General features: G+C 44.1%; 15 protein-coding genes and 2 pseudogenes. 11 read left to right on the top strand and 6 right to left on the bottom strand.

Translation table 11 applies throughout. The features are described 5' to 3' along the window. Positions 1-135: 135 nt before the first annotated feature. The 4 genes from AB6E85_RS10270 to AB6E85_RS10255 all read right to left on the bottom strand — a co-directional run bounded on the left by AB6E85_RS10270 (position 136) and on the right by AB6E85_RS10255 (position 4436). On the bottom strand, positions 136-876 hold the full coding sequence (locus AB6E85_RS10270; RefSeq protein ID WP_372142523.1) for an SDR family oxidoreductase: 741 nt from the start codon (positions 874-876) through the stop codon (positions 136-138). Beyond that, positions 876-2447: a cryptochrome/photolyase family protein gene (locus AB6E85_RS10265; protein ID WP_372142522.1), complete on the bottom strand. Its 1572-nt coding sequence runs from the start codon at positions 2445-2447 to the stop codon at positions 876-878. The genes AB6E85_RS10270 and AB6E85_RS10265 overlap by 1 nt, the downstream gene beginning before the upstream one ends. Next, a complete protein-coding gene (locus tag AB6E85_RS10260; protein WP_372142520.1) occupies positions 2444-3820 on the bottom strand; it encodes a DASH family cryptochrome in 1377 nt (458 codons plus the stop codon). Before AB6E85_RS10260 ends, AB6E85_RS10265 begins: the two co-directional genes overlap by 4 nt. 193 nt (positions 3821-4013) lie before the next feature. Further along, positions 4014-4436 carry a universal stress protein gene (locus tag AB6E85_RS10255; protein WP_017063967.1) on the bottom strand — a complete coding sequence of 141 codons (423 nt, stop codon included), beginning with the start codon at positions 4434-4436 and terminating at the stop codon, positions 4014-4016. 235 nt (positions 4437-4671) lie between these two features. Here AB6E85_RS10255 and AB6E85_RS10250 point away from each other — a divergent pair, with 235 nt between their 5' ends. The 3 genes from AB6E85_RS10250 (at position 4672) to AB6E85_RS10240 (ending at position 6957) form a co-directional block, all read left to right on the top strand. Continuing rightward, complete coding sequence (locus AB6E85_RS10250; RefSeq protein ID WP_372142518.1) at positions 4672-5802, top strand: PcfJ domain-containing protein; 1131 nt, start codon at positions 4672-4674, stop codon at positions 5800-5802. 224 nt (positions 5803-6026) lie between these two features. Continuing rightward, positions 6027-6461, top strand: coding sequence for a GNAT family N-acetyltransferase (locus AB6E85_RS10245; protein ID WP_193841389.1), 435 nt, complete (start codon positions 6027-6029; stop codon positions 6459-6461). A 241-nt stretch (positions 6462-6702) separates the two neighbouring features. Further along, positions 6703-6957: a DUF3297 family protein gene (locus AB6E85_RS10240; protein WP_017059204.1), complete on the top strand. Its 255-nt coding sequence runs from the start codon at positions 6703-6705 to the stop codon at positions 6955-6957. 106 nt (positions 6958-7063) lie between these two features. Here the strand turns inward: AB6E85_RS10240 and AB6E85_RS10235 are convergent, their stop codons facing one another. Together AB6E85_RS10235 and AB6E85_RS10230 are read right to left on the bottom strand one after the other, a co-directional pair. Beyond that, entirely contained in the window at positions 7064-7564 is a 501-nt protein-coding gene (locus AB6E85_RS10235) for a hypothetical protein (protein WP_050649996.1), read from the bottom strand. 176 nt (positions 7565-7740) lie between these two features. Next, entirely contained in the window at positions 7741-8457 is a 717-nt protein-coding gene (locus tag AB6E85_RS10230) for a lipoprotein (protein WP_193841388.1), read from the bottom strand. Positions 8458-9011: 554 nt separating this feature from the next. Between AB6E85_RS10230 and glpT the strand changes: the two genes are divergently transcribed. The 8 genes and pseudogenes from glpT to AB6E85_RS10190 all read left to right on the top strand — a co-directional run. Then, complete coding sequence (glpT, locus tag AB6E85_RS10225; protein WP_052878355.1) at positions 9012-10385, top strand: glycerol-3-phosphate transporter; 1374 nt, start codon at positions 9012-9014, stop codon at positions 10383-10385. A 77-nt stretch (positions 10386-10462) separates the two neighbouring features. Next, on the top strand, positions 10463-11518 hold the full coding sequence (gene glpQ / locus AB6E85_RS10220) for a glycerophosphodiester phosphodiesterase (protein ID WP_372142515.1): 1056 nt from the start codon (positions 10463-10465) through the stop codon (positions 11516-11518). Positions 11519-11780: 262 nt separating this feature from the next. Next, entirely contained in the window at positions 11781-12245 is a 465-nt protein-coding gene (locus tag AB6E85_RS10215; RefSeq protein WP_372142513.1) for an ASCH domain-containing protein, read from the top strand. 70 nt (positions 12246-12315) lie between these two features. Next, positions 12316-12453: pseudogene (locus AB6E85_RS10210) on the top strand (D-2-hydroxyacid dehydrogenase family protein); the annotation flags it as partial. Between the two features lie 39 nt (positions 12454-12492). Further along, positions 12493-12993, top strand: coding sequence for an N-acetyltransferase family protein (locus AB6E85_RS10205; RefSeq protein WP_372142511.1), 501 nt, complete (start codon positions 12493-12495; stop codon positions 12991-12993). A gap of 43 nt (positions 12994-13036) precedes the next feature. After that, positions 13037-13540, top strand: a complete 504-nt coding sequence (locus AB6E85_RS10200; RefSeq protein WP_372142509.1) for an HAD family hydrolase — start codon at positions 13037-13039, stop codon at positions 13538-13540. A gap of 112 nt (positions 13541-13652) precedes the next feature. Further along, complete coding sequence (locus tag AB6E85_RS10195; protein WP_017057365.1) at positions 13653-14033, top strand: STAS/SEC14 domain-containing protein; 381 nt, start codon at positions 13653-13655, stop codon at positions 14031-14033. 228 nt (positions 14034-14261) lie between these two features. After that, positions 14262-14507 (top strand): annotated as a pseudogene (locus tag AB6E85_RS10190) (NUDIX hydrolase); the annotation flags it as partial. Between the last annotated feature and the right edge of the window lie 55 nt (positions 14508-14562).

Here is a 14562-nt window from a genome sequence, read left to right as displayed (position 1 = left end):
AGTTTTGATCTTTAGCTAGATATCAACCAAACGCCTTATAAAACAGAGGCGCTCTTTCAAAAAATAACCCAATAGAGCCTCAACTCTGTTGGGTTTTCTTTTTTAGCACTAATGAAAGACGTCCACTGGTATTAACTACCAATTTAACTGCTCGCCATCATAAGCGTAGAAGTGCCCACTTTTGTCCGGTGTGGCAGTGCGAATGATATCGACTAACTGATGGGCGACATAGCTCGACTCAAACAACTTGCCTTCAGGGACATTGGTCTGAAAAGGCTTCGATAGAGCTGTGTCTGTTGTACCCGGGTGCAGAGCCAACACGGTGCCTTTCTTTATGGTGCGTTGCCATTCAATCGACATGGTTTTGATGAACATGTTTAGGGCTGCTTTCGAAGAGCGATAGCTATACCAACCGCCTAATCTGTTGTCTGAAATACTGCCAACCTTTGCGGATACCACAGCGAATTTTGGATTGTCACTCGCTTTAAGAATCGGCGTGAAGTGCTTTGCCAATAACAAGCTGGGTAGGGTATTCACAGAGATGTTTTTGAGGAAAAACTCAGGGTCGATGGACGACAAGTTCTTTTCCGGTCCAAGATCTGGAGTGTGGAGCATACCCACGCAGTTAATCAACCAATCAAGTTGGTCAAACTCAGAACTCAAGCGCTTAATATCAGCTTCGTCGGTGGCGTCGACTTTGTGCCAGCTCAAGCGATTGTTTTCTAGTTCCGGCTGTTGAGAGTGGTAAGTCGCGTCTACATGCACATCAAGAAAGTCAAACCGAGAGAGCTCAGATAATAGGTGTTTAACCACAGCGAAACCAATACCGCCGCTCCCACCGACCACCAATATGTGTAATCTGAGTTGCTCCACCATTATAAGTTCTCCAAGTTTGTGATTCGTTGTTCAGCGGTATCGAGAATCGCTTGTTGTGATTGCTCGTCCATGTTGTCCCAAGAGCGATATAACATGCCCATGCGTGGGTTGCGGTTTAACGCATCGCGGTGCTGGTTCATAAAGCGCCAATACAAGCTATTGAAAGGGCAAGATTGTTCACCGCTGCGTTCTTTTATCTTGTAGTGACAGCCTTTGCAGTAGTCGCTCATGCGGTTGATATAGGAACCGCTGGCAGAGTATGGTTTGGTTCCGACGATCCCGCCATCTGCAAACAGTGCCATACCTCGCGTATTTGGCATTTCAACCCACTCAATTGCGTCGACGTAAATACCGAGGTACCAACTGTCTACTTGGTCAGGGTCTATGCCTGTGATTAAACAGAAGTTGCCAGTTATCATTAACCTTTGGATGTGGTGCGCGTAAGCAAACTCAAGAGACTGGTCAATCGCATGCTTCATGCAGTTCATATTGGTCTGTCCGTCCCAAAAGTAATGGGGCAGGTTATTGTTTGCGGAGTAATGATTTTTATTGGCGTAAGCAGGCATATTCGCCCAATAGACGGCGCGTATGTATTCTCGCCAGCCCAGTATTTGGCGTACAAACCCTTCGACCTGTGCAATGTCGATGCTTGCTTTATCTGGTGAACAGTCTCGATGACTGGATGCTTGGTAGGCCGACAGTGCTGCATCAATCACTTCTTTAGGGCTCAGCAGTTTACTGTTCAGGGAGAACGAGATACGGCTATGGTACAAGCTCCATTTAGAGTCGTGCTCTGCAGTCATCGCATCTTGAAACTGCCCAAATAACGGTAAGCAAACTTGGCAGAAATGAGCGAGCAGAGACAAACTTTGTGCGCGGTTCACCGGCCATAATAACTGGCTACCGACTTGACCAATGGTTTGCACTTGGTGGCGCTCGATACGCTGCAAAATGTCGGTTATGTCATTGGTAAACATCAAAGGCTGAGGCAGGTTTTCGATGTCTTGTTTCTTGAGTTTCTTTCGATTGTTCGCGTCGTAATTCCATTTGCCGCCAACGGGCTTTCCGTCTTCTAGCAAAATGTCGAAACGCTTTCTCATTCGGCGATAGAAGTGTTCCATCATGATGTGTTTGTCTTTCGGAAACTGTTGTTCGATCTCCTCGAATGGAAAGAGGAAGTGTTCTGTATCACAACAACCTTTGGTCGCATTGGTTAGCTTGAGCTTGTTCATCTGCTCTAAAAGGCGATATTCATCTGGCCTTTGATATTCGAATTTCTCTGCGCCGAATTCGTGTACATAGTGCTTTAGAAGTGTGTCTAGGTTTTCAAATTGCGTTGTGTCGTCAAGAGTAAGGTGTAGTATTTGATGACCTTGTTCTTTGAGTTCGTTAGCGAAGCAACCCATCGCACAGAAAAACGCGGCCACTTTTTGAACGTGAGATGCAACATAATCCGTTTCTTGTTTGAGCTCAGCAATGATGTAAATAACGTCATCGTCAACTTGTTGAAACCATGAGTGCTCTATGTTTAGCTGGTCTCCTAATACAAGTCGTACCGTTTTAAATTTCATAATGCGTCCTGGTTCGTGAGGTTTGTTGAGACTGCGTTACCGCCTGTCCATTGATTGATGAAGGCATGGTCTGGGTCGTACATTTCAGTCTGCTTAGTTAAATCAAAATGGCGTGATTTAGGTTGTGATTGGTTTTTAGTTTGATTGTTGTGGATTTGTTGATTGAGAGCTCCGGCGATATAAGCCCAATTTCCCCAGTTAGATGCCACATCATAGTCGACAAGCTGGCTTTCAAAATAGGCAGCGCCGTGTCGCCAGTCGACGCCCAACTCGTAAATCAAACAGCTTGCGGCTAACTGCCTTCCGCGATTGGACATGTAGCCAGTTGCATTAAGTTGGCGCATACATGCATCGACAATCGGGTAGTTGGTGTTACCGCTCTTCCACTTGGCAAAATTAAGGCTTGCCGATTGATTGCTATTCTCTTCTATGACGGGGTTTATGGATGAGCCCGAAAATAGCGATGATTTCAACGCCATGCTCTTCCAATAAAAATACTCTCGCCACAACAGCTCGAAATAGATCCAGTAGGTTGAATCGTTGGAACCATGATGCGACTCAAATCGCGAGAGGTGTCTGCAGATTGTTTTTGGTGAGGCACAACCTAATGCGAGCCACGGTGAAAACTTGGTCGAGTTCTCGATGCCGTCCAATGCATTTCTTGTCTGTTTATAGCGGCACGCGTAATCGTGTGAGAAGTAGTGGTCGAGATGCACTAACCCTGATGTTTCACCGCCTTTGAAGCTTTGCTCGCTCGTCAAATCGTTCGTCATAAAAAGTGAGGCTTTTGAGTGACAGTGTGACGTTATCGTTAGGTCTGGTGCTGGTGGTAACGTCGTTATGGTCAAACTTTGAGTATCGACGACTAAGTGTTCGATGAGTTTTCTGAACTTGGTAAACGAGCGGGGTAACTTGTCTAACGTAAAAGGGAAGTCATCGAGCTCAAACAGAGTCGAGTTATGAGTTTGAATCGCAGTTAAGTTCGGGCAGTCAGCCAACGTTGATTGCACTAGCTGTTGCTCGTCGTAGCCACCATGAACATTTGCAAACAAGTGAGTGACGTTTAGGTCAGAGATAATCTCGTTGAGCGAATCTTTGACGTTATCGCTTTTATCTTGGTCTTGTTTAAGGACGATGAGTGTTTGATCTAGGCCGCTCAGGTTAATCTTAAGATCGCTTATCGATTGTGAAATGAAAGCTGTGCGGTGAGCGCCGTATTGTTGTTCTTGGGCGAACAGTGAAGAGTAGTGCGACAGAACCGGTTCAACGACGACACATACGAGCTCATCGACGATTTGGCTTGCTTGGTAAAGTAGCGCATTGTCGTTGATTCTTAAGTCGTTTGTAAAAAGATACAGACCAATCTTTTTCATTACTTTCACTCGGCGATTTGTTAATTATTAGACGCTTACGAGTTGATAGGCTGACAAGATCACAAATGACTATTCTAAGTGGGAAATAGCAGATTTCGGTCAGGTTCAGGGTGTTGAAGAGGGTATTAAGCCAACCAATAATACCGATAGAGGTTGGCAATACAGGCTATTTTTGAGTGTCGAACTGCAGCATTTATTCCATAGGAACAACGAGAATATCGATAGGGGAAGTATCGATGATCTGTTTAGAATGGGAGATGAGCTTATGCCAAAAATCATGGTGATGGCCACACAGCAATAGGTCAACGCCATTTGCTTCGATGGCATTTTTGAGCTTATCGTTCAAATCACCCGTTCCCACGAAAATGTGCTTAATTGGGTGTTTGGCGTAGGCTTCAAACTCTTTCAAATGCTTAACGGCATCTTCATTGATGGGTAAATCACCGTCATTTCCCTGAATATCAACGAGCTCTGGATAAATTTCTCCATGCGTACCATCGATATAAACAAATGAAATGCCAGCCTCCAGTTTATCAGCGAAGAAGGTCGCTCTATCAATGAGAATCTTGGTGTCGTCAGACAGTTCAAGTGCGACCAGAATATGTCGGTAATCCATAATTAAAGCCTCTTGTTGTGAGTTATGTAACAAGCATAGTTTCTGTTGACGCAAATGATATCGAAGAGATCTCATATTCCGTAAAATCATCATTCAATGTTCTTCTAAGCACTATCTTATTTATATCGCTTTGATTGATAAGAAATTTACAAAAGGTTGATATAGTGGTTGAAGCGCTAGCTTATGCTGTTAGATAGGCTTGATAGTTCAATGCGCCAATAACGAAGAGGCATCAATGACAGCACTACTAACCATTCCCACTCGAACATTAGGTTTTGACTACGACATTGAGATCCGAGATTGGTCTCAAAAGCTCGTCGGCTATCATGTGTTTGAAGATGGTAGACGACCGCTTGATGGGGGCATTGGACTGAGCCTCAACCTTGTTGAACAGTTTGACGTGAATGGTCGTTGGTTAGACTCATTGCCTGCGCGTTATCGTGAAATCACCGACGACTTTCCAGAATACCAATACCAGATGTTGTGGCTTGCTGCGAATACTTATGAAGCCGAGCAATTGCTTGAATTAAGGCCTGTTATTTTGGCTTTGATCTGCATGAAATACAGTGTCGACAACAAGAAAGCACTGGCACTAAGTCGCTTAGGGCAGAAGAAGATCCTTACCAAGTTGGGCTTAGACGGCAGCAAGGCGACACTCAAATTCATCGACAAGCTAGAGCTTCATTACAATGTTGGTGATGAACTCGACCACATTGTTCGCATTCTCGAGCCACTGCAAAGACGAGTTCTTAAGTTTAAGCATTACTCAAAAGTTGGATACACAGCCCTGCGTTTGGACCAAGTTCATCCATTTCTAACCGGTAGTCGATTAGGGATTGCGATGGTGGAAGAGGGCAGACTTAACGCACCGTCGAAGATGGCGATGTTTCAAGATGCGATATTGCTAGGCCAAGATTTAGAGATGGATGATCCACTGCGCGCCATTACCAGTCAGAACTCTTTTGCGATGTTTGAACAACTCCATGACCGCTGGACGGAGCAACGCCAATTACGTCGTTTGGAGGGTAATCGCCCAATGGATAAAGACATCCCTTATCCCGTTCCTTTACTCGGTAATGACAACATTCATCCGCTTACGGATTATTACGATCTTGAACACGAAGGCATAGAGCAGAAGCACTGTATTGGTGTGTATCACAACCGAATCATGAGCGATCGCTATGTGGTGTTCCGCATGCTCAAACCTCAGCGTTTAACCATAGGTTTACGTCGCGTCCCGAGCAAAGCATTTCCGTTTGAGATTGATCAAATCTGCGGAAAACGAAATGCACCGCCATCGGAGTCCGCTCGCCAAGTCATCCATGACTGGTTAGAAGCGAGTAAGCAAAAGTACCCTAAGCAATAACCATGAAGTAGAAGGGATAGCAGGATGTATCAACAAGGAGATTTATGCCCCATTGTGGTTTGATTATTGTCATGCCAACAGATTTGCAAGCCGAATGCTTAGGGTGTGGTGAAGAGATCAATCAAGACCCTGCAGACGATTACGACGAAGAAGAGTAACTTTACCTACACTGATATAAACCAAGGCTAGGATGGCCGTATTAGCCCTTCAAAGGATGGAAAGACATGCAGAAAGTAATCTTTAGAAATTGCGATGAAAGCTCGCCATATTGGAGTGAATTAGAGCGCTTGTTTCAAAGTGAATGGTCTGATTTCAAGTTTAAAGATACCTATAAAGACTGCGTACAACTCCCTCCAGTAATAGTAGTACTTCGCGATAATGTGGTCATTGGTGGCTTGGCATATTCCCATTTTCAGGAACCTCATCAAGTGCGGGATGTGGTTTGGATTAATGCTGTTTATGTTGATACTCAATGGCGCGGTCAAGGTATTGCGAGTGAACTGATTAATCGTGGTGTCAGACAAGTATCTTCTGCAGTGCAAACTCAACTCTACGCGTACACCAATATCATGGGACTCTACCAAGGGCTAGGTTGGTCAGTTGTCGATATCGAATCAGAACCGAACCATAAAGTGATGAGTATTGAGCTTAATCGATAAACTAAGATTAAAGTCAGATATTAGGTTATCTGCCGTTTGAGTGATGAACTTCTCCCTTTCATCTATAACGCATAAACCTGTTAAATTTTCGTTGGAACTCATGTCGATATCGCCTTTAAATCAAACAACTAGCTGTTGATTAAAACGATCAAGACGATTTATTGCAGCAGTTGTTGAGCACAAAGCCTATATTGACTAGAATGACGCACTTTTTTTATTTACGTACATACAGGTAATGAACATGAGCGATACTAATTCAAGACCAGCTTTACCAGATCATCTTGCAGGTAACCCACGCAGCCCACACCACGTTGCTGAGTGTTTCGAATACCCAATCGGCATTCGTCTAAATGGTAAAGAGCGTACTGATGTTGAAGAATACTGCATCAGCGAAGGTTGGGTTAAGATCCCTTCTCCAAAAGCGCTAGATCGTTTTGGTCAGCCAATGCTTATTACTCTAAAAGGCACGGTAGAAGCTTTTTACATCGACGCATAATCACTTCGTGTAACTCGATCATATCGAGCCACCAAGCGTTATTACCTAAAAGGGTCTAGAGAAATCTAGACCCTTTTTGTTTTTCAAATCTATTGAGCTATTACCTTTACCAAGCGATACCTGCACCAATCGAGAACTCCAAATCTTCACCTTCTGCTTTATCGAAACCTGCGGTCACAACAAAGCCACTGTCCATAATGTAGGTTGCATCTAAGCCACCAACTTGTTTGGTTGAGCTGTCAGAGAACTCATGGCTATCTATAGTGACGTCCGTGTGGGTACGCTTAATCCCGTAACCTGGGGTGATGTACAAGTTTTCGGTGATACCAATCGGTGCTTGAAACTGATATTCGTTGTCGCGTTGCTTGTATTCGTACGAGTCTTCATCTTCGTTATAAGCTGAGCGGGTAAACTCAATGCCATAACCTATGCTTCCCGGACCGCGATATTTGATGTAAGAAGCAGACCAATCTCTCCACCCACGTTCAGCCGATAGACCAAATGTAATCGCAGTTTCTTCTTGGTTTTGTTCATAGGCTTGTGCGTTAGACATAGTGAACAGCAAGACAGCGGCTAATGTCAGAAGGGGAAGCTTTTTGATGGTCATTGGATCTCTCGCTTATGTATACAAAATATCGGCAAATTCACACTATCGAATGCCAGTAGATTAGTAACCTAGTCCGGATCTTCCTTGAGCTTTTTAGTTGTGTTTTCTTGGTTGTGCTTGAGCGGCATCCTCTTGGATTTGAGGATGCCTTTTTGATATGGGATTGGTGATAAGTATTACTTCAAAGTACGTAGCTTATTAACCTGCATTTTTGCTCGCACTTTGGTGGCTTGCGCTTGCGACGGTAAGTTGTCTTTGACCTTGTTTTTAATGTCTGCGACAGGGATGAAGTTCCACTGACCGTCGTGATACTTAACTACAAAAGTCTCACGGTTCATTTCTTCACGGAACACCCAAACACCATCGTCGAGACGCTTAAAGTCACCAACTACATTGCCGTTAGTGTCTCGAACTGTCCAAAAGGTGTAATCATCGTCCGCATAAGTGATGGAATCTTTTTGGCCAGAGATCATCTTGTCTCCAGAGCTAACCGTCACATAGTTGTCACGAATGATGATTTCACCAACACGTTTATCATCCACGTAGATGCTGTAGAGAGTGTGCTCGTCGCTAACCTGCTCTCGAACGGCTGAGACATGTGCATCGCTGTCATCTCGGTTAAAGAAAGGAATGTCTCCCAACTCAGGGATATGAACAAAACCTAAATCAGCTTGAGCGATTTTGTCTTTAAGAGTAGGAGCATCATTGCCATAGTTCGGATCTGGATTCTCATAGTCACCATCGTTATCTGAATCGTCTAGTCCAAAACCTGGGTCAATATTTTCGAAACCATAGTCGCCATCAAATTGAGGTTGTGCTGGTTCTGAACCACCGCCAGATGAACAACCTGCTAAAACAGTAGTAAGAACGAGTGCGATAAGTGATTTGTTCATGATATTTCCTAACGTTTGTTGAATTCGTAAGATGCTCACTGACTAACCTCACTACTAGGTGATGGGTACACGCCTTGTGTATAGACATTGCTGCATCGCTTGAGATGTACAATAAACAACCTGCCTAGTTCGATAAATAAACGGAAAGAAATACAAAACATCACCATTGGCTATGTATTGTTAGTTATACGCATTGCTGATGGCGATGTACGACTTATCTATTCACATTAATTGGGCGCAAAGAGGTTGGTTCTGTTTACAATTGTTTAACTTAATTGCATATCCTTGTTTGAAAGGTTCGATATTTGCTCACTCGAAAGGTGGTTTTCTGTACAAGCGAACTCAGCACTGAAGAACAACACCAACAAAAATATGAAGCGCAGTCTAATTAAATGAAACTAATATGCTGTATTTAAAGTTATTTTTTGTTAATAACTACCTCTATCACAGAAATTAATCCTGAAGCACATACAATTCCCTTGATTTCGAATGAGCGCTAAATTTTTTCGTTCGAGCATTTTAATTCTTCCTTCGCCCAATAACATGAGGTTCCTATGTTTGGAATATTCAAACCTATGGCGCATATCGATCGCTTGTCATCAGATAAGATTGATAGCACCTACACACGACTACGATGGCAGCTGTTTCTCGGTATCTTCGTTGGCTATGCGGGGTACTACTTAGTCCGTAAAAACTTTAGTTTGGCGATGCCTTATCTCATTGAACAAGGTTTTAGCCGCGGAGAGCTAGGGGTTGCATTAGCGGCGGTATCTATCGCTTACGGCTTATCTAAGTTCTTAATGGGCAGTGTTTCTGACCGGTCTAATCCTCGTTACTTCCTCAGCGGTGGCTTGTTAATGTCGGCACTGGTGATGTTCTGCTTTGGCTTTATGCCTTGGGCAACAGGCAGCATCACTGCGATGTTTATTCTGCTGTTCTTGAATGGTTGGTTCCAAGGTATGGGTTGGCCAGCTTGTGGGCGAACCATGGTTCACTGGTGGTCACGTAAAGAACGTGGTGAGATCGTGTCGGTATGGAACGTTGCTCACAACGTGGGTGGCGGTTTGATTGGTCCAATGTTCTTGTTGGGGCTGTGGGCTTTTAACGACGATTGGCGAACCGCTTTTTATGTTCCTGCATTTTTTGCCACTCTCGTTGCTATCTTTGTTTGGTTTACCGTAAGAGATACGCCTCAATCTTGTGGGTTACCACCGATTGAAGAACACAAAGACGATTACCCAGACGACTACGATACGTCTCATGAGAAAGAAATGACGGCGAAAGAGATCTTCTTCAAGTACGTTTTCTCTAACAAGCTGTTGTGGTCAATCGCGATTGCTAACGCGTTTGTTTACCTTATCCGTTATGGCGTACTCGATTGGGCTCCGGTTTATTTAAAAGAAGCAAAAGACTTCTCAGTAGATAAATCATCATGGGCTTACTTCCTGTATGAGTGGGCTGGTATTCCTGGCACGTTATTGTGTGGTTGGATTTCAGATAAGTTATTCAAAGGCCGACGTGCACCAGCAGGTATCTTGTTCATGGTGCTAGTGACAGTCGCTGTATTGGTATATTGGTTGAACCCAGCAGGTAACCCAACGGTTGATATGTTGGCATTGGTTGCGATTGGTTTCCTTATCTATGGTCCTGTAATGTTGATTGGTTTGTATGCACTGGAACTTGCACCTAAGAAAGCAGCGGGTACAGCTGCTGGTCTAACAGGTTTGTTTGGTTACTTAGGTGGCGCGGTTGCTGCGAACGCAATACTCGGCTTTATGGTTGACCATTACGGTTGGGATGGCGGCTTCATTATTTTGGTCGGCGCTTGTGTGGCTTCAATCATCTGTCTGCTTTACGCCTTCTTAGGTGAGCGTGCTCACCACAAACAAAAAGATCTCGAACGAGAGAAAGAAGCGCTAGCTCAGTAGTGTATTTACTGAATCACATCTATAAATAACAACAGAGGCAGGTATATCCTGCTTCTGTTTTATCAAGGAAAACAATAATGAAAACAACGTCACTGTCTCTGACCTTATTAGCACTAAGCTTATCTGCAAATGTATTCGCCGATCCTTTAGTGATTGCGCATCGCGGTGCTTCTGGATATTTGCCTGAACACACATTGCCCGCTAAAGCGCTCGCTTATGCGATGAAACCTGACTACATCGAACAAGATGTCGTGATGACCAAAGACGACCAATTGGTGGTTTTGCATGATCACTATCTAGACCGAGTCACCGATGTCGCGGATCGCTTTCCAACACGCGCTCGTGCAGATGGCCGTTACTACGCAATTGATTTTACGCTTGCTGAGATCAAATCCCTGAAAGTGACCGAAGGCTTTAACCTAGATGAACAAGGTAACAGAGTAGCAGGGTACCCAACGCGCTTCCCAATGTGGCAGTCTGATTTCCGTGTCGCTACCTTTGCTGAAGAAATCGAGCTGATCCAAGGCTTGAATAAGACCCTTGGTTATAACGTGGGTATCTACCCAGAAATCAAAGCACCTTGGTTCCATCGCCACGAAGGCAAAGACATCTCTAAAGCGGTACTTGCGACCTTGCAACAATATGGGTATTTATCGAAAGACGACAAAGTGTATTTGCAGTGTTTCGACGCCAATGAACTTCAGCGCATTAACGATGAGCTCATGCCAGTGATGGAAATGGATCTTAAGCTCGTTCAGTTGATGGCCTATACAGATTGGAATGAAACCATGACGTACCTAGATGACAAAGCAACGCCGTACAGTTACGACTGGATGTTTGAAGCTGGTGGCATGGAAAAAGTGGCGACTTATGCAGAAGGAATCGGCCCTTGGAAGCCAATGTTGGTGGATGATGCATCAACCAAAGAAAACATCATTATTAAGCCGTTAATGAAATCAGCAAAAGACGCGGGCTTAGATGTTCACCCGTACACGTTCCGTGCCGACCCAGGAAGAATCCCAGCTTATGCTGATAACTTTGATGGTATGTTGGATGTCTTCTACAACCAAGTCAAAGTCGATGGTGTGTTTACTGACTTCCCAGACAAAGCGGTCGACTTCTTGAACCGTTAATATCCTGCTAATTACGAGCGACTATTAACGAGATATTCAGAGCTAAAAGCACACACTAAAGCTGTTTTTGGCTCTTCTTTTACTTTTTGGATCTACTTGTATTGGCCTCGAAATCCTTCCGATATTCTTCTTTCTCAGCCCACACTTTGATATTCACTCGGTTTACAGCAATAACCTGACTTGATAGGTTACTCCCAATGCAGCCAGATGCTTAATCTATAAGTCTTTATCGGCTCAAGCTCATATTGAATTTGGAAAGATCATGGAAGAAAGAAGCAAAGCTTATCTTGATAGTTACCTCAACACATTGCCAGCAGACGTTGCCTCGCAATACACCTCCTTTAGTGCTGATTATTACTGCGCCGACGAGTACAACGCCAACCTTTGTGCGCAGTTGATTCTTAAGGGCGAAAAACAGGCGTCTTGCAGCCTTGAATATTGGTACAGCCATGAAGGAGAGACGAGACCAGTAGTTGGTCACTTGCAAGTCGTCACCGATTGGGATGGCAAGCCTGTTTGCATTGTTGAGATCACGTCGGTGTCGTCGTGCAAATACAACGAAGTGACCGCTGAGTTTGCTGCTGCAGAAGGCGAGGGTGACAAATCACTCGAATGGTGGAGAGAAGCTCACTGGAATTTCTTCTCACGTGAATGTGAAGAGCTCAAGATCTCACCAAGTGAAGACATGTTACTTATGTTGGAGCGTTTCAAAGTGGTTTATCAATAGTGAAGCCCCAGCGCGTGTGTGTTGAATCGGAAGTCTTGGCACTTTAGGTGTCTTTGACTAAAGCAAGATAACAGACTCCGAACCGCTACTGTCCTTACCAAACGTCACTGCGACTCCACATTTGGGCTATGTTGAACAAAATAGCTACGAACTCTACTTTGATATCGCCTTCGACAACATTCTGTCCTATCAAAGGGATGGTATATAGCGATAGAATCTGCCCAAAGCAATAAAAAGGTAGAGAAGTATGAGCTTAACAATCAGAGAGGTCGCGGTAGAAGATGCACAAGGCATTATTGATGTATTAAATCCAATCATTATCGAAGCGCGTTATACAATCTTGGACCAAACTTTTACTGTTAATGAAGAAAAGGCATTCATTGAGTCGTTCCCAAAACGTGGTGTGTTTAGCGTTGCAGTCAACGAAACGACCAACCAGTTACTTGGTTTTCAGAATGTAGAACCATTTGCTACTTACACTAAGGCCTTTGACCACGTTGGTATTATTGGCACTTATGTTGATGCAAATAGCCGTGGGCAGGGCGTTGCAAAACAGTTGTTTGATTACACATTTAAAGCAGCCAAAGCCAAAGGTTATGAAAAGCTGTTCGCCTATGTAAGAGCAGACAACGAGCGCGCGTTAGCGGTATACCTTAAGCAAGGTTTTGACATCGTCGGAACGGCTAAAAAACACGGTAAGATTGGTGACCAGTACTTTGACGAGATCCTGATCGAGAAGTTTTTATAGGCTCGCTTAAATACTAGATAATTCATCGTATGCAGGAGGCAAGATGACAAAGCTAATCGAATTAACAGAAGTAGTCTTATTCGACTGGGGTAATACGCTGATGGTCGATTTCCCAGACGCACAAGGGAAGATGTGTGACTGGGAAACCGTACAAGAAGTGAGTGGTGCTCGTGCATTACTGGCTGAACTCTCCAAAAATCATCAAGTCTACGTTGCCACCAATGCTGGTGATTCCAGTAAAGCCGACATCATTAGTGCCTTCGAGCGTGTTGGCCTGTCTCAATATATCTTGGGTTACTTTTGTAAGGCGAGCATTGGCTTTTCTAAGTTCGAGTCGGGGTTCTATCCTGCCATCATTTCCAAACTCGGTGTTGCACCACAAGACATCACCATGGTTGGCGACACCTTAGAGAAAGACATTTACCCAGCACTTGAAGCGGGTTTGCACGCGGTGTGGTTGAACACGGAAGGAGTTGAGCTTAGGTCACAGCATCCGCGTATCGTGCAAGTTCAAAGCCTAAGTGAACTGTTGGAGAAGCGCGATTAACTCTCTGATATTAAGCCCAGATAAAGTGCTTATCCGTTTTGACGTCAACCTCTCATATATTTGTTGTTTGATCCTCTAAGCTAACTCTAGTTTCCACTATGAGGGCTAGATTATGAGTATCGAACGTCACGGAATATCGGTTGGAATTGAACGTGTTAGCGGTGAGACCATCGTTGTGTTTAAAGCAAAAGGCAAACTCACACACGATGACTATCAAGCAATGATGCCAATTCTAAATACCACGCTAGAAGAACTCGATTCATCTAAACTCAAGATGCTGGTCGACATCTCTACCTTAACGGGTTGGGAGTTACGTGCTGCTTGGGATGATTTCAAACTGGGATTAGAGCTCAATTCGAAGATAGACAAAATCGCGATTTATGGTGATAAAAGCTGGCAAGAATTCGCTTCAAAAGTAGGGAGCTGGTTTGTGTCTGGTGAGATTAAGTCATTCGAAGACCATGACTCTGCGCTTAAGTGGCTAGTCGATTGATTCTATCTACGAACAACTAGAAAGTAATCCGTAAACAACGCCAATGACAGTTGACGAGCATTGTCTCGAACGCTGTCATTTTTCGTTTTGCCGATGATATTTCCAATTCGATTCAATAGAGTATATTCATTCCAACGTGTAACATACCCAGGCTTTGTTTGGTCGCGACTAATGGTGTGGCTAGATTCAGTAATAACGAGAACTAAAACAGAAATAAGGTCTAACGACATGCATAAGGTAATTGATAAGCTGGCTTGGATATTCATCAAAGACGGCAAGCTGTTGATGGTGAGATCAAAAGGCAAAGAACTGTTCTACCTACCGGGTGGTAAGCGTGAAGCTGGCGAAAGTGATGAGCAAGCACTGGTTCGCGAAATTAAAGAAGAGATCTCAGTCGATTTAGTGCCTGACTCCATCAAATACGTTGAGACCTTTACAGGCCAAGCTGATGGAAAAGCGGAAGGCGTATCAGTGTAGGGAAAATTCACGTACATGCCCATATTTAAAGGCTTCGTGGCTTGTTAGGCAC

Origin of the sequence: Vibrio sp. 10N.247.311.51 (assembly GCF_041467855.1) — a bacterium.
Taxonomy (GTDB): domain Bacteria; phylum Pseudomonadota; class Gammaproteobacteria; order Enterobacterales; family Vibrionaceae; genus Vibrio; species Vibrio coralliirubri.
Note: the sequence above shows the minus strand (reverse complement) of the source record. Positions and strands in the feature narration are given on the sequence as shown.